Annotated in this window: 22 protein-coding genes; 14 read left to right on the forward strand and 8 right to left on the reverse strand. The window is 70.2% G+C overall.

The genetic code is table 11. The annotated features are described in order from the left end of the window. Positions 1-27: 27 nt before the first annotated feature. Complete coding sequence (locus ACEXOR_RS10510) at positions 28-852, forward strand: undecaprenyl-diphosphate phosphatase (protein WP_374849579.1); 825 nt, start codon at positions 28-30, stop codon at positions 850-852. A gap of 92 nt (positions 853-944) precedes the next feature. Continuing rightward, entirely contained in the window at positions 945-2,291 is a 1,347-nt protein-coding gene (mshC, locus tag ACEXOR_RS10515; RefSeq protein ID WP_374849580.1) for a cysteine--1-D-myo-inosityl 2-amino-2-deoxy-alpha-D-glucopyranoside ligase, read from the forward strand. Between the two features lie 25 nt (positions 2,292-2,316). Here the strand turns inward: mshC and ACEXOR_RS10520 are convergent, their stop codons facing one another. Further along, the gene (locus ACEXOR_RS10520) at positions 2,317-3,195 is read right to left on the reverse strand and encodes a proteasome assembly chaperone family protein (protein WP_374849581.1); all 879 of its coding nucleotides are present in this window, start codon (positions 3,193-3,195) and stop codon (positions 2,317-2,319) included. A gap of 108 nt (positions 3,196-3,303) precedes the next feature. Here ACEXOR_RS10520 and ACEXOR_RS10525 point away from each other — a divergent pair, with 108 nt between their 5' ends. From ACEXOR_RS10525 to lnt, 10 genes are read left to right on the forward strand one after another with little or no spacing between them, the layout of a single operon-like run. Beyond that, positions 3,304-3,996 carry an HAD family hydrolase gene (locus ACEXOR_RS10525; protein ID WP_374849582.1) on the forward strand — a complete coding sequence of 231 codons (693 nt, stop codon included), beginning with the start codon at positions 3,304-3,306 and terminating at the stop codon, positions 3,994-3,996. After that, positions 3,993-5,012 carry a tRNA (adenine-N1)-methyltransferase gene (locus tag ACEXOR_RS10530; protein WP_374849583.1) on the forward strand — a complete coding sequence of 340 codons (1,020 nt, stop codon included), beginning with the start codon at positions 3,993-3,995 and terminating at the stop codon, positions 5,010-5,012. The genes ACEXOR_RS10525 and ACEXOR_RS10530 overlap by 4 nt, the downstream gene beginning before the upstream one ends. Positions 5,013-5,059: 47 nt before the next feature. Further along, positions 5,060-5,980 carry a hypothetical protein gene (locus ACEXOR_RS10535; protein ID WP_374849584.1) on the forward strand — a complete coding sequence of 307 codons (921 nt, stop codon included), beginning with the start codon at positions 5,060-5,062 and terminating at the stop codon, positions 5,978-5,980. Between the two features lie 42 nt (positions 5,981-6,022). Continuing rightward, positions 6,023-7,033: a helix-turn-helix transcriptional regulator gene (locus tag ACEXOR_RS10540; protein WP_374849585.1), complete on the forward strand. Its 1,011-nt coding sequence runs from the start codon at positions 6,023-6,025 to the stop codon at positions 7,031-7,033. Continuing rightward, positions 7,033-8,016, forward strand: coding sequence for a helix-turn-helix transcriptional regulator (locus ACEXOR_RS10545; protein ID WP_374849586.1), 984 nt, complete (start codon positions 7,033-7,035; stop codon positions 8,014-8,016). The genes ACEXOR_RS10540 and ACEXOR_RS10545 overlap by 1 nt, the downstream gene beginning before the upstream one ends. A gap of 9 nt (positions 8,017-8,025) precedes the next feature. Next, positions 8,026-8,364, forward strand: a complete 339-nt coding sequence (locus ACEXOR_RS10550) for a hypothetical protein (RefSeq protein WP_374849587.1) — start codon at positions 8,026-8,028, stop codon at positions 8,362-8,364. 5 nt (positions 8,365-8,369) lie between these two features. After that, entirely contained in the window at positions 8,370-8,639 is a 270-nt protein-coding gene (locus tag ACEXOR_RS10555) for a Sec-independent protein translocase subunit TatA (RefSeq protein ID WP_374849588.1), read from the forward strand. Between the two features lie 50 nt (positions 8,640-8,689). Further along, on the forward strand, positions 8,690-9,442 hold the full coding sequence (tatC, locus tag ACEXOR_RS10560) for a twin-arginine translocase subunit TatC (protein WP_374849617.1): 753 nt from the start codon (positions 8,690-8,692) through the stop codon (positions 9,440-9,442). After that, on the forward strand, positions 9,442-11,931 hold the full coding sequence (locus ACEXOR_RS10565) for a DEAD/DEAH box helicase (RefSeq protein WP_374849589.1): 2,490 nt from the start codon (positions 9,442-9,444) through the stop codon (positions 11,929-11,931). Before tatC ends, ACEXOR_RS10565 begins: the two co-directional genes overlap by 1 nt. A 10-nt stretch (positions 11,932-11,941) precedes the next feature. Further along, positions 11,942-13,570 (forward strand): apolipoprotein N-acyltransferase, encoded by a 1,629-nt coding sequence (lnt, locus tag ACEXOR_RS10570; RefSeq protein ID WP_374849590.1) that lies wholly within the window; start codon positions 11,942-11,944, stop codon positions 13,568-13,570. 73 nt (positions 13,571-13,643) lie between these two features. On the opposite strand, the gene ACEXOR_RS10575 is transcribed toward lnt, so the two are convergent. From ACEXOR_RS10575 to ACEXOR_RS10590, 4 genes are all read right to left on the reverse strand, one after another. Further along, positions 13,644-14,009 (reverse strand): RNA polymerase-binding protein RbpA, encoded by a 366-nt coding sequence (locus ACEXOR_RS10575; RefSeq protein ID WP_374849591.1) that lies wholly within the window; start codon positions 14,007-14,009, stop codon positions 13,644-13,646. A 93-nt stretch (positions 14,010-14,102) separates the two neighbouring features. Continuing rightward, on the reverse strand, positions 14,103-14,849 hold the full coding sequence (locus ACEXOR_RS10580; RefSeq protein WP_374849592.1) for a glycerophosphodiester phosphodiesterase family protein: 747 nt from the start codon (positions 14,847-14,849) through the stop codon (positions 14,103-14,105). A 37-nt stretch (positions 14,850-14,886) separates the two neighbouring features. After that, complete coding sequence (locus ACEXOR_RS10585) at positions 14,887-15,996, reverse strand: SPFH domain-containing protein (RefSeq protein ID WP_374849593.1); 1,110 nt, start codon at positions 15,994-15,996, stop codon at positions 14,887-14,889. Continuing rightward, positions 15,993-16,493, reverse strand: a complete 501-nt coding sequence (locus ACEXOR_RS10590) for an NfeD family protein (RefSeq protein WP_374849594.1) — start codon at positions 16,491-16,493, stop codon at positions 15,993-15,995. Before ACEXOR_RS10590 ends, ACEXOR_RS10585 begins: the two co-directional genes overlap by 4 nt. A 135-nt stretch (positions 16,494-16,628) precedes the next feature. Here ACEXOR_RS10590 and ACEXOR_RS10595 point away from each other — a divergent pair, with 135 nt between their 5' ends. After that, the gene (locus ACEXOR_RS10595; RefSeq protein ID WP_374849595.1) at positions 16,629-17,399 is read left to right on the forward strand and encodes an SDR family oxidoreductase; all 771 of its coding nucleotides are present in this window, start codon (positions 16,629-16,631) and stop codon (positions 17,397-17,399) included. A 4-nt stretch (positions 17,400-17,403) separates the two neighbouring features. Beyond that, positions 17,404-17,892 (forward strand): NUDIX hydrolase, encoded by a 489-nt coding sequence (locus ACEXOR_RS10600; RefSeq protein ID WP_374849596.1) that lies wholly within the window; start codon positions 17,404-17,406, stop codon positions 17,890-17,892. 27 nt (positions 17,893-17,919) lie between these two features. Here ACEXOR_RS10600 and ACEXOR_RS10605 read toward each other — a convergent pair whose 3' ends face one another. From ACEXOR_RS10605 to ACEXOR_RS10615, 3 genes are all read right to left on the reverse strand, one after another. Continuing rightward, on the reverse strand, positions 17,920-18,540 hold the full coding sequence (locus ACEXOR_RS10605) for an HdeD family acid-resistance protein (RefSeq protein WP_374849597.1): 621 nt from the start codon (positions 18,538-18,540) through the stop codon (positions 17,920-17,922). Between the two features lie 75 nt (positions 18,541-18,615). Further along, positions 18,616-18,789, reverse strand: coding sequence for a hypothetical protein (locus tag ACEXOR_RS10610; RefSeq protein ID WP_374849598.1), 174 nt, complete (start codon positions 18,787-18,789; stop codon positions 18,616-18,618). Continuing rightward, a complete protein-coding gene (locus ACEXOR_RS10615) occupies positions 18,789-19,091 on the reverse strand; it encodes a DUF2188 domain-containing protein (RefSeq protein WP_374849599.1) in 303 nt (100 codons plus the stop codon). The genes ACEXOR_RS10610 and ACEXOR_RS10615 overlap by 1 nt, the downstream gene beginning before the upstream one ends. Positions 19,092-19,295 lie beyond the last annotated feature (204 nt).

A 19,295-nucleotide genomic window follows, 5' to 3' on the forward strand; every position in this document is an offset into this window, starting at 1 on the left:
CCGCGAGACCACACCACAAAGGGAGACATGGACTTTCTCAACGCCGTCATCCTCGGCTTCGTTCAGGGGCTGACCGAGTTCCTCCCCATCTCCTCCAGTGCTCACCTGCGCATCCTGGGCGAGTTCCTGCCCGGCGCGAAAGACCCGGGTGCGGCCTTCACCGCCATCACCCAGCTCGGCACCGAGACGGCGGTGCTGGTGTTCTTCTGGCGCGACATCGTGCGCATCGTCAGCCGCTGGGCCAAGTCGCTCGCGGGCCGGGTGCCCCGCAACGACCCGGATGCGCGGATGGGCTGGCTGATCATCATCGGCTCGATCCCCATCGTCGTGATCGGCCTGTTCTTCCAGGACGCCATCGAGACCACGTTGCGCTCGCTCTGGATCGTGGCGACCACCCTCATCGTGTTCGGCATCCTGCTCGGCATCGCCGACTACGTGGGGGCCAAGCGCCGGCGCCTGAAAGACCTGACGGTTCCGCACGGCATCATCTTCGGATTCGCGCAGGCGCTCGCCCTCATCCCGGGTGTCTCCCGTTCGGGCGGCACCATCACGGCCGGGCTCTTCATGGGCTACGAGCGCCGGGCCGCAGCGCGCTACTCCTTCCTGCTCGCCATCCCGGCGGTGTTCGGCAGCGGCCTGTTCCAGGTCTACAAGAGCATCGGCGAGCCCTCCGTGTACGGGCCGGTCGAGACGCTGATCGCCACCGTGATCGCGTTCGTCGTGGGTCTCGTGGTGATCGCGTTCTTCATGAGCTACATCTCCAGGCGCAGCTTCCTGCCGTTCGTGATCTACCGGATCGCGCTCGGCGGCGTGCTGATCGTGCTGCTCTCGACCGGCGCCATCGCCGCCTAGGCGGCTGCCCGGCTGCGGTCAGGCCAGGGTCGGGCGGCGGCTTCCCAGCCGGGACGGACGGCGGCACCGGGCCGAGCATCTAGGCTGGATCGGTGCAATCCTGGACCCGACCCGCCATCCCCACCCTGCCCGGCCGCGGCGCCGTTCCGCGCCTGCACGACGACTCGAGCGGCCGGTTCCTCGACAGTGCGAACCCGGATGCGACGGCCACGCTCTACGTGTGCGGCATCACCCCCTACGACGCCACCCACATCGGCCACGCCGCCACGTACCTCGCCTTCGACACGCTCGTGCGGGCCTGGCTCGACGCCGGCCTCGACGTGGCCTACACCCAGAACATCACCGACATCGACGACCCGCTGCTGGAGCGTGCGAACGCCACCGGGGTCGACTGGCGTGAGCTCGCGGCGAGCCAGGTCGAGCTCTTCCGCACCGACATGGCCGCGCTCGGCGTGGTTCCGCCCGACGACTACGTGGCCGTGACCGAGACCATCGACAGCATCGCGCAGGCGGTCGACGAACTGCGGCGGCGGGGGATCGCCTACGCCGTGCCCACCCCCGACGCGCTCGCCCCCGGCGAGACCGACTGGTACTTCGACATCACCGCGGCGGAGCGCGCCACCCCCTGGGTGCTCGGGTCGGAGAGCGGCCTCGACCGCGCCACCATGAGCACGCTCTTCGCCCAGCGCGGGGGAGACCCCGAGCGGCCAGGCAAGCGCGACCCGCTCGACCCTCTGCTCTGGCGTGCCGCGCGCGACGGGGAGCCCTGGTGGGAGACCGGAATCGCCGAGATCGGCCCCGGCCGGCCCGGCTGGCACATCGAATGCTCGGTGATCGCCCGCGAGACCCTCGGCGACACCATCTGCGTGCAGGGCGGCGGCGGCGATCTCGTGTTCCCGCACCACGAGTTCAGTGCGGCGCACGCGACGGCACTGACGGACGAGCGCTTCGCCCGGGTCAATGCGCACGGCGGGCTGGTCGCCTTCGACGGCGAGAAGATGTCGAAGTCGCTCGGCAACCTGGTGCTCGTCTCGCAGCTGCGAGCGGCCGGGGTGGAGCCGGCCGCCGTGCGGCTGGCGGTGCTCGCGCATCCGTACCGCGACGACTGGGAGTGGCACCGCGGCGACGAGGTGCTGGCGGCCGAGCGGCTGGCGGGCTGGCGGGCGGCCGCCGCCCGCGACGCCGCCGCCGCCGCGGAACCGTCGGCATCCGCCGAGGGGGATGCCGCGCAGAGAGATGCATCGCAGGGTGATGCCGCGGAGGATGCCGTAGCCGAGGCCTATCCGCTGCTGGAGCGCGTGCGCTCGCGACTGCACGACGACCTCGACACCCCCGGTGCGCTGGAGGCCTTCGACGAATGGTTCGACGCCCCGCACCCCGCGGCGGCCACCGCCCTCGCGGCCGACACCCTCGACGCGCTGCTCGGCATCCGGCTCTGAGACCGGCGCCGGCGCGACCTGACGGTCAGTCGCGACGCCAGGGCTCGTCGGGCCGGCCGTCGCCGCGTTTGCGCAGGTAGCGCTCGAACTCCTGCGCGATGGCCTCGCCGCTCGCCTCGGGCGAGTCGACGGTGTCGCGCGCCTGCTCGAGCTGCTGGATGTAGGCCGCCATGTCGTCGTCGTCGCCCGCGAGGGCGTCGATGCCCGTCTCCCAGGCCGTGGACTCGTCGACCAGTTCACCGCGATCGACGGCGACGTCGACGAGTTCCTCGATCTTGTCCAGCAGCGCCAGGGTGGCCTTCGGCGACGGCGCGTTGTGCACGTAGTGCGGCACGGAGGCCCACACCGACACGGTGGGGATGCCCGCGTTCTCGGCAGCCTCGGCCAGCGCGCTGAGAATACCGACCGGGCCCTCGTAGGTGCTGCGCTCGATGTCGAGCTCGCTGCGCACCACCGGGTTCTCGCTGGTGGAGAACACCGAGATGGGCCGGGTGTGCGGAACGTCGGCGAGCATGGCGCCGAGCAGTACGACACCCGAGATGTCCTCGGCCACGACCGTGGCCATGATCTCCGCGGTGAACTTGCGCCAGTTGCGGGAGGGCTCCGCCCCGATCAGCAGATAGACCTGAGCGCCGTCGGCCCGCGTGGACTGCGCCGAGTCGGCCGGGCCGTACACGGTGGCACCCGGCCACTCGAGCACTCGCTTTCCGTCGTCGTCGACCACCACGTTCGGGCGGTTGAACTGGAAGTCGAAGTACTCCTCGGTGTCGACCTCGGCGATGGGCTCGACCTCGAGCTGCTCCTTCAGAACCTTGAGGGCTCCGGTGGCGGCCTCGCCGGCGTCGTTCCATCCTTCGAACGCGACCAGGAGAAGTCGGCCACGCTGGAATCCGTTGTCTGTCACCGTGGGGGTACCCGTGTGCCTTCCTGGCGTCCGCACGGTGCGGCTGCCGTGCATCAAGGATAGGCGTTCGCCGTCCATCCGGGAGTCGGGCCCGTAGACTGTTCGCCCGTGACTGAATCCTCCGCCGGCCATCCCGACGCCGCCACCCTGCCCGCCGCCGTGCTGTGGGACATGGACGGCACGATCGTCGACACCGAGCCCTACTGGATGCGCGCGCAGGGCGACCTGGTCGCCTCCTTCGGCGGCACCTGGACCCACGAGGCCGCGATGACCCTCGTCGGCTCGGGACTCGAACGGAGCGCCCGGCTGCTGCAGGAGCACGGCGTGGACATGGAGGTGCAGCCCATCATCGAGCTGCTCTCCACCCGCGTGATGGAGCAGATCACCGAGCGCATGCCCTGGCGGCCCGGGGCTCTCGAACTGCTGCAGGAGGTGCACGCGGCCGGCATCCCGATGGCCCTCGTCACCATGTCGATCGGGCGGATGGCCCGGCACGTCGCCGACCGTATCCCGTTCCCCGCGTTCTCCGTGGTGGTCTCGGCCGACGAGGTCACCGAGAGCAAGCCCCATCCGGAGGCGTACCTCACCGCTGCCCGCCAGCTGGGGGTCGACATCGAACGGTCCGTCGCCATCGAGGACTCGGTGACCGGGGTGGCCTCGGCCGTCGCTTCCGGCGCCACCACCGTGGGCGTCGAGCACCTCCTTCCATTGGCCGACTCGGGCGCCGCCGTGGTGTGGCCCACCCTCGCCGGCCGCGGGCTCGACGACCTCAGTGCCGTGCTCGGCGGGGTGCGCGCATGAGCGCCCAGTACAGCGGCCCGTTCCGGGAGGGCGACCGCGTTCAGCTCACCGGCCCGAAGAACAAGCTCAACTCGATCACGCTCGAGTCGGGCAAGGTCTTCCACTCCCACCGCGGCTTCATCGACCACGACGCGCTGATCGGCCTGCCCGACGGCTCCGTGGTGCAGAACTCGGTGGGGGTCGAGCACCTCGCTCTCCGGCCGCTGCTGACCGACTTCGTGATGTCGATGCCGCGGGGCGCCGCCATCATCTACCCGAAGGATGCGGCCCAGATCCTCGGTCAGGCCGATGTGTTCCCCGGCGCGACCGTGGTGGAGGCGGGCGTCGGCTCCGGTGCCCTTTCGCTCTGGCTGCTGCGGGCCATCGGCCCCTCCGGCCGGCTGTCGAGCTTCGAGCGCCGCGAGGAGTTCGCCGACGTGGCCCGTGGCAACGTGGCCGCCTACTTCGGCCGACTGCCGGAGGAGTGGACGGTGACGGTCGGCGACCTCGTCGAGGCGCTGCCGGCCGTGCATCCGCCGCACTCCGTCGACCGGGTGGTGCTCGACATGCTGGCCCCGTGGGAGTGTGTCGACGTGGTGGCCGACGCCCTCAAGCCCGGGGGAGTCGTGCTCTGCTACGTGGCCACCGTCACCCAGCTCTCCCGCGTGGTCGAGGCCCTTCGCGACACCGGTCTGTTCACCAACCCCGTGCCGAACGAGACGATGGTGCGCGGCTGGCACGTCGAGGGCCTCGCCGTGCGCCCCGACCACCGGATGATCGGCCACACCGGTTTCCTGGTGAGCGCCCGGCGCCTCGCACCCGGAGCCGTGCTGCCCGAGCTCAAGCGCCGCGCCTCGAAGAGCGACTTCTCCGACGAGGACATGGAGGCCTGGACCCCGGGTGCGCTCGGCGAGCGGGGCATCAGCCCGAAGAGCCTGCGCAAGCGGGTGCGCGCGGCCACGGCCACGGCGGATGCGGCCCTCGCCCGCGAGGCCCGGTCGGCTGAAGCTGACGCCTCGCCCGATGAAATAGGATGAACTCGCTCATCGGGCCGCCGGCTCGTCGATCGCAGGAAAGAGGATCCGTGCGCAAGCTCCCCGCGCTCATTCTGTCGGCAGGTCTCCTGCTCTCGCTCGCCGCGTGCTCCAGCAGCGCCTCCGCTGCCGCGGCCTGCTCTGACGCGACCGGTCCGGGCTCGGCCAGCGAGGCCGTCACCGTCACCGGCGACGTGGGCAGCACGCAGACCGCCTCGTTCCCCTACCCCCTGGTGGCCGAGAACTCCGAGGTCTCGACCCTCGTCTCGAACGACGACGAGGATGCGGCTGTCGCCGGTTACGGCGGCATCGTGAACGTGGGCTACACGGTGTACGACGGCGAGAGCGGTGCGGCGGTCGGTCAGCCGGCGAGCGGGCTCATCCCGGTCTCCGACTCGCTGCCCAAGGCCCTCGAAGACGCCCTGGCCTGCACCTCGGCCGGCGAGCGGGTGGCCGTCGTGCTGCCGAACGACGAGGGCTCGAAGATCATCTCCGGAGCCACCGGTTCCGTGGTGATGGTGTTCGACGTCGACCGCACCTACCCGCGCAGCGCCCACGGCACGGAGCAGCCGGCCGAGTCGGGCTTCCCGCGCGTCGTGCGCGACGAGACCGGCCGCCCCGGCATCACCATCACCTCGACCGAGACGCCCACCGAGGCCGCCTCGTCGCTCCTGGTGAAGGGCGACGGCGACGCCGTGGCCGAGGGCGACGCCCTGCTCGTTCAGGTGATCTCGGTCGACTACGCCTCACCGCGGAAGACCGCCACCGACACCTGGGAGAGCGGCACCCCCGAGCTCTGGCTCGCCTCGGACGACACCACCAAGACCACCGGCTCGAAGCAGCCCGCCGGCATCGGCCAGTACCTCATCGGCCAGCCCGTGGGCTCGCAGGTGCTCGTGGTGCTGCCGGGCGATGCGGCCGCGGTCTACGTGGTCGACATCCTGGGAGTCGTGCCGAACGAGGCCGGCTAGCCCCGCGGCATCGGTCGCCCGAGCACGAACTAGAATTCGATCGTGCCCTCGAGACCGAAGTCCCCGCCTGCGGTGCCGGTCGAGGAGCGACTGTTCAGCCTGGTGCTGGCCCTGCTGGCAACCGAGTCCGGCCTGACGAAGGGCGAGATCCTGTCGACGGTGCAGGGCTACCGCCAGCGGTATCAGCCCGATCGCGACAACGCGAGCCTCGAGCGGCAGTTCGAGCGCGACAAAGACGACATCCGCGAACTCGGGGTGCCGCTGGAGACCATCGAGGCGCCGGGCGACCCGGGGAACAACCAGGCACTGCGCTACCGCATCCCGCGCACCGCCTATGAGCTGCCCGCCGACATCTCGTTCTCCGACGCCGAGACCACGCTGCTGAATCTCGCCGCGATGGCCTGGCGTGAGGGGTCGCTCTCGCGCGAGTCGCGCCGGGCGCTGCTGAAGCTGCGCTCGATCGGGGTGGAGACCAGCGACCCGGTGCTCGGCTACGCCCCGCGCATCCGCACCCGCGACGCGGCCTTCGAACCGCTCTCGGATGCGCTCTCCCGCGGTGTGACCGTGAGCTTCGCCTATCTCAAGCCAGGCGACCCCGCGGCGCGGCTGCGCTCCGTGGCGCCGCTCGCTCTGGTTCAGCACCAGGGGCGATGGCACCTCAAGGCCATCGACCTGGGTGTCGGGGAGTCGCGCACCTTCCTGCTCTCGCGCATCACCGGCCCCGTTCGCCTGGGCCGCACGCCGATCGACGCTCCGGCCGACGACTACGCGGCGATCGCCCTCGCCGAACTCGACGCCATCTGGGCCTCGAACGTGGCCGAGCTCGAGATCGCTCCCGGCACCGACGCCGAGGTGCGCCTCACGCGCCGCCGCGGCGCGGAGCTCGGCGACGACGGTCGGGTGCGCCTGCACTTCACGGATGCCGCGCTGCTGGCCGACGAACTCGCCGGCTTCGGCCCCGAGGTGCTGGTGGTGGGACCCGACCGGCTCCGCGATGCCGTGATCGAACGCCTCGAGGCCGCTGTCGCCGCACACCAGAGGAGCGTGGGCTGATGGCCGCCCCGCAGCCCTTCGCCTTCGCGCAGGACAAACTGACCTTCCTGCTCGCGCTCGTGCCCTACCTGATCGATCACGGCCGGGTGTCGGTGGCCGACGCGGCGGCCCACTTCCAGGTGTCGGAGAAGCAGATCCGCGACGCCGTGAGCCTCATCGCCGTCTCCGGCGTGCCCGGCGAGACCACGCAGTACCAGCACGGCGACCTGTTCGACATCTCGTGGGACGACTTCGACGAGCGCGACGAGATCGTGATCACCCACATGGTGGCGCTGGACGACTCCCCGCGGTTCTCGGCGCGGGAGGCCGCCGCCCTGATCGCGGGCCTGCAGTACCTGCAGTCACTGCCCGAGAACGTCGACAGCGGCGTCTACTCCTCGCTGATGGACAAGCTCGCCCGCGGAGCCTCGGAGCGTCCGAGCCAGGTGGCCATCGCCCGCTCCGACACGACGGGGTCGCTCGCCGAGGTGCGCGACGCCGTGGCGCGCCGCGTGCAGGTGGAGTTCGACTACCTCTCCTCCCGCGGGTCGCGCGAGCGTCGCCGGGTCGATCCGCTCCGCATCGACTCCGACGACGAGAACTGGTACCTCCGTGCCTGGGATCACGCCCGTCAGGCCGTGCGCACGTTCCGCCTCGACCGGATGACGGGCATCCGGGTGCTGAACGACGCGGTGACGGGCAACCACGACGACGTGCCGCTCGGCGACCGGCTGTTCCACGGCGGCGACGACGACCTGGTGGTCACCATCGAGCTCGACCCGTCGGCGCTGTCGCTCCTGGGAGAGTTCGTCTCGAGCGTCGACGAGCGCACCGAGCAAGCCGGGGGGCGTGTTCGTACGCGCATCCGGGTGGCCCACGTGCACAGTCTGAAGCGCCTGGTGACGGCCATGCCCTCGGCCGTCACCATCGTCGACCCGCCCGAGGCCCGCGCCGCCGTGGTGGATTGGGCCTCCCGCGCCCTCGATCGCTACCGGAACGCCTAGGCTGAGACGATGGCGTGGTGGGCGTGGCTGATCATCTGGACCGTTCTGGTGCTGGGGCTCCTCGGCATGCTCGCCCTGATCGGGCTGCGGTTGTGGCGCAAGCTCCGCGCCGCGCTGCACGAGCTCGAGGAGCTCACCGGCAAGGTGGCGAGGCTCACCGAGAACGTCGAGCAGCTGGCACCCGATCGGCCGGAGCGGGCGATCGAGGTCGGTTACGCGGAGGTGTCGCGCCGCCGGGCCATCCGTCAGGAGCGCCGCTCCGAATCACGTGAGGGTCGAAAACAAGCCCGGCTCGCCCGGGGTAAACTTCTCATCAGGCCCGAAACCGTCCCGACACTAAGGAAGTAAGACCAATGCTCGGTAACGCATTCACCGGATGGCACCTCATCGCCATCCTGGTCGTCATCCTCCTTCTGTTCGGCGCGACCCGTCTTCCCGCTCTGTCGAAGAGCCTCGGCCAGTCGATGCGCATCTTCCGCAACGAGACCAGGGCGATGAAAGAGGAGAACGCCGCCGACAAGGCGAACGACACGGTTCCTCCGGTCGCTCCCACGGTCACCCCCTCGACGGCCGCCCCGGTCACCCCGGTCGCCGAGACCACCACAGAGCACCCGAAGCCGTAGGGGCCGTGGCCGCCAAGTCACCGCGGCCGGGGCGTACCCGTGACGGACGGATGTCGCTCGGCGCCCACCTGATCGAGCTGCGCAAGCGGCTGTTCATCGCCGCACTCGGCCTCGTGCTGGGCATGGTGGTGGGGTACATCCTCTCCGACTTCGTGCTCAGCGCCCTCATCCGGCCGATCACCGAGATCTCGGCCGAACAGGGCCGGGATGCGAGCCTGAACTTCACCGACATCTCCTCCGCGTTCGACCTGCGCATCCAGATCGCCTTCACCGTGGGCGTGGTGGTGTCCTCGCCGGTGTGGCTCTACCAGATCTGGGCGTTCGTGATGCCCGGGCTGAAGAAGTCTGAGAAGCGTTATGCCGTGGGCTTCCTCGCCTCGGCCGTGCCGCTCTTCCTGGCCGGCTGCGCCGCCGGCTGGTACGTGCTGCCGCACATGGTGGTGCTGCTCACCGGCTTCGCGCCCGAGGGCACCACGGCGCTGCTCACGGCCCGCTCCTACTTCGACTTCGTGCTGAAGCTCGTGCTCGTGATCGGCATCGCGTTCGTGCTGCCCGTGTTCCTGGTGCTGCTCAACTTCGCCGGGGTGCTCTCGGCCGTGGCCATCCTGAAGTCGTGGCGCATCGCCATTCTGGCGATCACGCTGTTCACCGCCGTGGCGACGCCCGCGGCCGACGTGATGTCGATGTTCCTGCTGGCCATCCCGATGGTGCTGCTCTACTTCACGGCCGCCGGCATCGCCTGGCTGCACGACCGACGGGTGCGCCGCGCCCAGGAGCGCTTCGACGTGGGATTGGCTGTCTGATGACCGCAACCGATGGTGTCCTCAGCCCCGCCGAGCGGTTCGCCGCGAGCCGCAAACGGGCCGGGCACCCGCTGGTCGAGCAGTTCCGGAGCGGATTGGGCTTCGATCTCGACCCGTTCCAGATCGAGGCGGCCGGCGCGCTGGAGGACGGCCGCAGCGTTCTCGTGGCTGCCCCGACCGGCGCCGGCAAGACCGTGGTGGCGGAGTTCGCCGCCTTCCTCGCGATGCAGTCGGTGCGCGACAAGGTGTTCTACACGGCACCGATGAAGGCCCTGTCGAACCAGAAGTTCAACGAGTTCGTGGCCGAGTACGGCCCCGACGAGGTGGGCCTGCTCACCGGCGACACGAACATCAACGCCGACGCGCGCATCGTGGTGATGACCACCGAGGTGCTGCGCAACATGCTCTACGCCGACTCCAACCTGCTGAAGAATCTGCGCTTCGTGGTGATGGACGAGGTGCACTACCTCGCCGACCGGTTCCGTGGAGCCGTCTGGGAAGAGGTCATCATCCACCTGCCCCAGACCGTGAAGCTCGTGTCGCTGTCGGCCACGGTCTCCAACGCCGAGGAGTTCGGTGACTGGCTGCAGGCGGTGCGCGGCGACACCGAGGTGATCGTGTCGGAGGAGCGGCCCGTTCCGCTGTTCCAGCACGCCCTGGTGAAGACCAAGCTGATCGACCTCTTCGACTCCAGCGGCCGGGCCGCCACCAACCGCGTGAACCCGGAGCTCGCACAGCTGGTGCGCGGGGGAGCGTCGTACGGAAACGACCGTCGCGGCGGAGGCCGGGGCGGTTACGGCGGCGGGCGGGGGCGCGGAGGCGGCGGCGGGGGAGGCCGCGGCCGCTTCAACGGACCGTCGCACGGGCTCGAACGGATGGACCGACCCGACGTGGTGGCCCTGCTCGGCGAGCACCGGCTGCTGCCGGCGATCTTCTTCGTGTTCAGCCGCCTGGGCTGCGACCAGGCCGTCAAACAGGTGCTGCGCGCCGGGGTCCGTCTCACCACGGCCGAGGAACGCGACGAGATCCGTCAGATCGTCGACGAGCGCTGCCGCACGCTGCTCGACGAAGACCTCGCCGTGCTCGGCTACTGGGAGTGGACCGAGGGCCTGCAGCGCGGGGTCGCCGCCCACCACGCCGGCATGCTGCCCGCCTTCAAGGAGGTGGTGGAGGAGCTGTACCAGAAGAAGCTCGTGAAGGTCGTCTTCGCCACCGAGACGCTCGCCCTCGGCATCAACATGCCCGCCCGCACGGTGGTGTTGGAGAAGCTCGAGAAGTTCAACGGCGAGGCCCGCGTGCCCATCACGGCGGGGGAGTTCACCCAGCTCACCGGCCGCGCCGGACGACGCGGCATCGACGTGGAGGGCCATTCCGTCATCCAGTGGCGCGACGGTCTCGACCCCCAGGAGGTCGCCTCGCTCGCCTCCCGCCGCACGTACCCGCTGAAGTCGAGCTTCCGGCCCACCTACAACATGGCCGTGAACCTGATCGACCAGTTCGGCCGGCCGCGCACCCGCGAGATCCTCGAGTCGTCGTTCGCCCAGTTCCAGGCCGACCGCGCCGTGGTCGACATCGCGCGCAAGGTGCGCCAGCAGGAGGAGTCGCTCGCCGGCTACGAGGAGGCGATGACCTGCCACCTCGGCGACTTCCGCGAGTACGCGAAGATCCGCCGGGAGCTCACCGACCTCGAGCGCTCCGGCGCCGGCAAGGCCGATACGCTCTCCCGCGGCGACCGCGAGAAGCGGCAGCGGCACATCGCGTCGCTCCGCAAGCAGCTGCGCTCCCATCCCGTGCACGGCTGCAAAGACCGCGAGTCGCACGCGCGCTGGGCCGAGCGCTGGTTCACCCTGAAGCGCGACACCGACAAGCTCGCGCAGCAGATCCAGGCCCGCACCAACGTGATCGCGAAGGTCTTCGACCGGGTCACCGACGTGCTGCTGGGCATGGGCTACCTGAAGCACGACGAGCACGGAGCCACCCAGCTCACTGTGCACGGCAAGACGCTCAAGCGCATCTACGGCGAACGCGACCTGCTGGTGGCCGAGTGCATCCGGCGCGAGGTGTGGCACGACCTCGACCCCGCATCCCTCGCCGCCATGGCCTGTGCGCTGGTGTATCAGCCGCGGCGCGAGGAGGGCGAGGGCGCAGAGCGCAACCTCCCGCGCGGCGCCTTCCGCATCGCGCTGGACAAGACCCAGACACTGTGGGCGCAGATCGACGACACCGAGCGCGAGCACCGCCTGCCGGGCAGCGACCCGGTGTCGACGGGCCTGTCGGTGGCGATGCACCGTTGGGCCCGCGGCAGCAGCCTCGACGACGTTCTCTTCGAGGCCGACCTCGCCGCGGGCGACTTCGTGCGCTGGTGCAAGCAGACCATCGACCTCCTCGACCAGCTGCAGGGCACCGCGGATGCGCGACTGTCCTCGACGGCCCGCTCGGCGATCGACGCGGTGCGCCGCGGCATCGTGGCCTACTCCTCGGTGGCGTGACGGGAGCCCGATGACCAGCACGACGACCAGGCTCCGCCCTACCCCGCTCTCCCCGGGCGGCCCGCTCACCGGGCCACCCGCCCGAACCGCGCCCATCCTGCCGCTCTGGCTCGCGGTCGTGGCGGGTGTAGGCGCGGGCATCTCCCTCGACGCCGGCTTCCCCGACAAGAACTGGTGGCCACTCACCCTGCTGGGCGTTGGCATCGTGCTGGTGGCCCTGATCGGCCGCCGGTGGAACGGCGCCCTCCTCGTGGGCTTCGTGGCCGGAGCCACGTTCTGGGGCACACACATCTTCTGGCTCACCCTGTACCTCGGCCCGGTGCCGTGGCTCGGACTCACGATCTTCGAGGCGGGCTACTTCGCGCTCGGCGCCGTGCTCATCGCCGTGGTCTACCGCCGGGCCGATCGCGTCTGGCCCGGCCGGTGGGGCCGGCTCGGCCTCGTGCCCATCGTGGTCTCAGGGCTCTGGGTTCTGCGCGAGGGCGTGAACGCGGTGTTCCCGTACGGCGGGTTCTCCTGGGCCCGGGTGGCCATGTCGCAGTCCGACAGCCCGTTCACGAGCCTCGTGGCCTGGGTGGGCATGTCGGGTCTGAGCTTCCTGCTGGTGTGGCTGGTCGCCTTCGTGGTGCAGCTGGCTCGCGAGGGGCGGTGGGCGGCGGATGCGATCGGGCGGGTTCCCCTGTCGCGTTCGTCGCGGGTGCTCGCCGCCGCAATCGCGGTCGCCGCACTGATCGCGGTGCCCGCCTGGCCGGCGCCCACGGAGGGCACGTCGCGCATCGCCGGAGTGCAGGGCAACTCGAACGCCGGGCTGTTCGCCGTGCACGAGCGCGGCGACATCCTGAGCGATCACGCTTCGGCGTCGCGGTTCCTGGTGGGGGAGGACCCCGACATCGTCGTGTGGCCCGAGAACGCCTCCGACATCGACCCCACCACGAACTCGCTGGCCGCCTCGACCCTCGACGCCGTGAGCGCCGAGCTCGGCGACGTGCCGATCGTGGTGGGCACCATCCAGGTGCGCGGTGACAAGGTCTACAACACCTCGTTGCTCTGGCAGAACGGCCAGGCCGTCGACCACTACGACAAGCGGCACCCGGTGCCGTTCGCCGAATGGATGCCCAACCGCGACTTCTTCCATGCCCTCGCGCCCGACCTGGTCGACCTGGTGACCCGCGACTACGAGTTCGGCACCACCGACCTCACCTTCGACATCGACGGGCTGATGGCGGGCATCTCGATCTGCTTCGACATCACCGACGACGCCGTGATGCGCGCCATGTCGGCCGAGGGCGCCCAGGTGGTGCTGGCGCAGACCAACAACGCCGACTTCGGCCAGACCGACGAGAACCTGCAGCAGCTCGCCATCGCGCGACTGCGCGCCGTGGAGTTCGGGCGCAGCGTGGTGAACATCTCCACCGTGGGCAACAGCGCGATCATCGGCCCCGACGGCCAGAACATCACCACCATCCCCGCCTACCAGGCGGGAGCGATGGTGGCCGACGTGCCGCTGGCCACGGTGCAGACCCCGGCGGCGATCGTGGGCTTCCAGGTGGAGTGGCTGGTGGCCGGTCTCGGCATCGGCGGGCTTGCGGTGGCGCTTATCGGCGGACGGGCCGGGCGTCGTCCTCGAACCACCCGTTAACGACGTGAACGCCGGCGGCCCCAGGGTCGCGCGGCGTTCATGGTCTTCGGCGTCGGTGCGCCGTGCGGATCGGCTAGGCGCCGATCTTCTGCGTTCCTCGACGGGCCCGCAGGTACTGCAGGCGCTCCTCCAGGAGCTCCTCGAGCTCGGCGCGCGTGCGCCGCTCCAGCAGCATGTCCCAGTGACTGCGCGGCGTCTTGGCGTCGCTGCGGTCGATGGTGACGGGGTCGGAACCGACCATGAGGATCGCCTCATGGCTGTCGTACTTGCATTCCCAGGTCTCGGGCGCCTCCGCCTCGGCCGAGAACACCATCTCGGTGTCACGGCCACATGTCGCGCAGCGGTACGTGTACGACGATCGGGGCGAGAATACGACGCCCTCTTCGCTTTGCAGGCTTTGTGCGCCCAGTCTCATGCCGCGCAAACTACGATCTGCCATTGTGTGGTCTCCTCTCGCGTTGCTTCATTCGTTATAACGGGGAGGAGCCCCCGATCCTTTCCCGGAGCGGCTATTAGCAGTAGTCTCCCAGCGTCAGGTGCGCCAGTTCCCCTTTCGGGGGCCACGGAAGTCCGCCGCTACCGGGAGCATCAGGTCGACGCGGTCGGTGACGACGCCGTCGACGCCGCGCTCGAACAGGAGCTTGGCCTCGTCGACGTCGTCGATGGTCCAGACGTGCACCTCCACGCCGGCGGCGTGCAGCCGCTGCACCGTGCGAGCGGTGGTGGTCTCCATGCCGTAGATCACGCGAGGGATCTGCACGGCGTCGACCCGGCGGAGAAAGACTCTCACCAACGGCACGAGCCCGATCTTCGCGGCGATCAGGGCCGGCACGAACTCCCACGCCGAGGCCGACGTCGCCACGCCCGGCAGCAGCACGCTCGCCGAGCGGCGACGCCGGGTGGAGAAGGACGTGATGAGCACCCGGTCGCGGGCACCCGCCGCCTCGATCGCCGCGGCCGCCGGTGCCGCAGCGTCCTCGGACTTGATGTCGATGTTGAAACGGCTGGTCGGCAGTGCCAGCAGCACCTCGGCCAGGGTGGAGAACCGCTGACCCGCCCCGAGGTCGATCTGCCGGAGTTGCTCGAGGGTGAGGTCGGCCACGCGCTCCGGGCGTCCGGCGACGCGATCGAGCGTGGGGTCGTGCGCGGCCACTGCGATACCGTCGGCCGTGGCGTTCACGTCGGTCTCGAGATACAGAGCTCCAGCCTCGACGGCCTTCTGGAACGCCCCCAGAGTGTTCTCGGGTGCCTCGAGAGCGAGACCCCGATGAGCCAGCACGCGGGGGAGTGGCCCCGCGAACCAGCCCGACGTGCGGCTAACGCGCACCCGGGTCGGCCAGGTCGGCGGGCTTGGAATCCGGGACCGGTGGCGCGGGTGTGCCCTGGGCGACGTCGCGCGCGGCATCCGTGGCGTCGCGGGCGGCGGCTTTGGCATCGCGCAGCGCCTCCGACGCGAGATCGCTCCGGGGCGCGGGATCGCCGCCTCGCGGCGCATCCGGAACACCCGCCGGAGCCGCCGTCACGCCGGCCAGCGCCGCACCCTTCTCACCGAAGGCCTGCCCGATGCCCTTGAGCGCCTCGGTGAGCTCGCTCGGGATGACCCAGAGCTTGTTCGCGCTGCCCTCGGCGATCTTCGGCAGGGTCTGCAGGTACTGGTACGCGAGCAGCATGTTGTCGGGTTCGCCGCGATGGATGGCGCCGAACACGGTGGTGATGGCCTCGGCCTCACCTTCGGCCCGCAGCACCTGGGCCCGCGCATCACCCTCCGCGCGGAGGATCTCGCCCTGCCGGTGGCCCTCGGCCTCGAGGATGGCGGACTGCTTGGTGCCCTCGGCGGTGAGGATGACGGCGCGGCGCTCTCGCTCGGCGCGCATCTGCTTCTCCATGGAGTCCTGGATGGAGGCCGGCGGATCGATGGCCTTGAGCTCCACCCGCGACACCCTGATGCCCCATTTGCCGGTGGCCTCGTCGAGCACGATGCGCAGCTGGCCGTTGATCTCGTCGCGGCTGGTGAGCGCCTCTTCGAGGTTCAGTCCACCCACCACGTTGCGGAGGGTGGTGGTAGCGAGCTGCTCGACGGCGCCGAGGTAGTTGGCGATCTCGTAGGTCGCGGCCCGCGCATCCGTCACCTGGAAGAAGACCACGGTGTCGATCGAGACCACCAGGTTGTCCTCGGTGATCACCGGCTGGGGCGGGAACGAGACCACCTGCTCGCGCAGATCGATCAGCGGCCGCAGCCGGTCGATGAAGGGCACCAGGATGTTCAGGCCCGGCATGAGCGTCTTGTGGTACCGGCCGAGCCGTTCCACCACACCGGCGCGCGCCTGCGGGATGATGCGCACGGAGCGCGCCACCACCACCAGCACGAACACGACGATGATGGCGATGACGACGACGAGCAGGATCTGCCCTACCGAATCGTTCACGGGGTCGCTTCCTTTCGGTTCTCGGACGCGGCGGTCTGCGAGGCGGGCACCACGATGGCCGTCGCTCCGTCGATGGCCGTGACGAGCACACGCTCGCCGCGGTCGAGTTCGCGCTGGTCGACCAGGGGGGAGACCCTCGCCGTCCAGGTGTCGCCGTTGGAGAGCTTCACGTGGCCGGCGGTGGCCGTGAGGCGGTCGAGCACGTGGCCCTCGAGCCCGAGCAGGGCGTCGACGTTGCTCTTGGCGGGGTCGCCGCCCCGTTTCAGCGCGCGCAGCAGCGGCGGACGGATGGTGAGCAGGAGCAGCAGCGACAGGATGGCGGCCACCACGATCTGCGCCCACCACGGTGCCCCCACGGCCCCGGCGACGAGGCCGCCCAGACTGCCGACCGCGATCATCAGGAAGGTGAACTCGAGGGTCAGCATCTCGATGACCACGAAGATCAGGATGAGACCCAGCCAGAAGATCCAGGCGTACGAGTCGAGGAATTCGAGCATCAGCGGTCTCCTCTCGGTGTCGATCGGGCACTGTCGACGCTATCAGCACCCGCCCCGCACGGGCCCGGGGCACGGCGAGTTGGTAGTCTCGATTGGTCGCGACGCCCCCGTCGCCCGTCTTCTCAAGGAGTTCCCGTGCCCAACCCTCTCGCCCCCGGATCGCTCGCTGGCAAGCGGGTTCTCGTCACCGGCTCCTCGCGGGGCATCGGCGCCGACACCATCGGCTACTTCGCCGAGGCCGGCGCATCCGTCGTGATCAACTACCGCAACAAGGAGGCACGCGCACTGAAGCTCGCGACCTCCATCCGCGACGCGGGCGGGCAGGCCGTCGTGGCCGGCGCCGACCTCACCGACCCGGCTTCGGTGGCAGCACTCTTCGACCAGGTGCAGGCCGAGCTCGGCGGTCTCGACATCCTCGTGCTCAACGCCTCGGGCGGCATGGAGAGCGGCATGGCCGAGGACTACGCGATGAGCCTCAACCGCGACGCGCAGGTGAGCGTGCTCACCTCGGCGCTGCCGCTGCTCGGTCCGGGGTCGCGCGTGGTGTTCGTCACCAGCCACCAGGCGCACTTCATCCGCAGCACTCCCACCATGCCCGAGTACGAGCAGGTCGCGCTGTCCAAGCGCGCGGGCGAGGATGCGCTGCGCGACCTCATCCCGCGGCTCGACGAGGCGGGCATCGAGTTCGTGGTGGTGTCGGGCGACATGATCGAGGGAACCATCACGGCCACCCTGCTCGAACGCATGAACCCCGGAGCCATCGGCGCCCGTAAGGAGGCCGCCGGACGCCTCTACAACGTGAGCGAGTTCGCCGCCGAGGTGGCCGCGGCCGCCGTGGAGCCCGTGCCGGCCGACCACACGCGGCTCGTCGGCGACGTCTCCGACTTCGAGCAGAACGCCTCGTAGCGGCATGGGCGGCGAGGCCGACGCGGCCGTGCCCGACGACGGGACGGTCATCCTGAAGTCACGCGTGCTGCTGGTCGACCCCGCCGGCCGCACCCTGCTGTTCTTCACCAAGGCGGATGTCGCCTCGAACCCCACCCGCTGGCTGACGCCCGGCGGCCATCTGGAGCCGGGGGAGTCGCACCTCCAGGGAGCCGTGCGCGAGCTGTTCGAGGAAACCGGACTCGTGCTCACGGCAGAATCCCTGGGCGAGCCGGTCTGGTCGCACGATTTCGTGGGGGAGCCGGCCCCGGGCATCCGCCGGCCGTACCACGAGGAGTGGTACCTGCTGCGAACCCCCGGCTTCGAGCCCGACGACGCCCACTGGACCGACGACGAGCGCGTCGACGTGGAGCGGTGGCGCTGGTGGAGCGTGGCCGAGCTGACCGCGACGACGGATGCGCTGGAGCCCGCGGGGCTGGCCGCGCTGGTCGAGCGGCTCTCGGCCGAGCGCTAGCGGGCCGAGCTCCGACGGTCTCGTGGCCTAGCGAGCGGCCTTCGGGGCCTTGCCCAGGGTGAAGGCGGTCATGGCGGCGAAGACACCGGTGATGATGAGGCTGATGCCCGCGAACAGCACCAGGATGCCGATCGACTCCAGCGGCAGGAAGATCACGGTGATGCCGGCGACGACCGAGATCACGCCGAGGATGGTGCCGAACCACTTCGAGCTGTCCTGAGCGGTCTCCATCACGGCCAGAACACCCTCGACGATCCAGGAGAAGCCGATCACGAGCGCCAGCGCGATCAGCGAGACGACGGGGTTGCGGATGGCCACGACGCCGGCGACGATCAGCAGCACCCCCAGGATGATTCCGAGCGCCCGCAGGCCTCCGGAGCTGTCGCGGCTCACGATGCCCTGCACGATGCGCATCAGGCCGATGATCCAGAAGTAGACGGCGAACAGCGTGGCGATCGTGTAGGCGATGGCATCGGGGTTGTTGAACGCGAGCACCAGAACCACGATGCCGAGCACGACCGAGAGGATGGCACGCACCCAGAGACCCGCCTTCAGCCAGCGGGCCGCGGTGGCGGTGATGTCTGCGTCGAAGAGCCAGAAGCCGGTGCCGCCGTTCGTGGCGGCCGAGCCGGTGGTGGGTGCGGTCATGGTGTTCCCCCTTGTTCGTCGCGGTTCGTCGACCGCCTGTGGTGCCGCCAATCTAGCGGGTGGGCGCGGCGCGGCTCAGTAATCCTGGCGGCGCTCCTCATCGGCGTCGGCGACGGGCTCGACGCGGGCGAGCTCCTCCAGGGTTGCGCGGAGGTTGCGCTCGAGCCACTCGGCGGTCGCCGTTCCGGATGCCGCCACGTCGTCGAGCTGGCCCAGTCGAGCTGCGGCCGAGCCGCGCAGGTCGTCCATCAGTTCTCCTCGAGGGTCTCGCGCGATTCGCGCTTCTCGTAGCGGTCGGTGTGCTCGCGGTACTCGTGACGATCGTGGTCGCCGCGGTCCTCGTCGGCGAGGGCCTCCTTGTCGGCCTTCTCGGCGTGGGTGGTGCCGTGGTGCTCCTCGTGCTGCGGACGACGACGCCCGGCGTAGCGCCGACCGGCCTCGATCGCTTCTTCCTTGGTGCGGAACGGACCGCCCACGTTGCGGGACTCGCCCGCGTTGCGCGTGTACCAGTGACCGTCCTGGTGGTGGATGTCGACGTCGTCCTGTGCCATGTCAGCTCCTTCGGTGGAGCCTCCTTTCTACTCCGGGGGTGCGCTCGGAGCGTTCGACGGCAGTCGGAACTCGGCCCGACGACCGGTCGGCCGCATCCGTTCGCCGGCTTGGCGCGAGCCGGGGCGCTCTGCTTCCTTGGCGCCGGATGGGAGTCGGCCGGGAGAGGTCGACGATGTCGGAGCCATGCCCTACCGTGAAGCGAG

It is taken from the genome of Herbiconiux liangxiaofengii, assembly GCF_041927335.1.
GTDB classification, from domain to species: domain Bacteria; phylum Actinomycetota; class Actinomycetes; order Actinomycetales; family Microbacteriaceae; genus Herbiconiux; species Herbiconiux liangxiaofengii.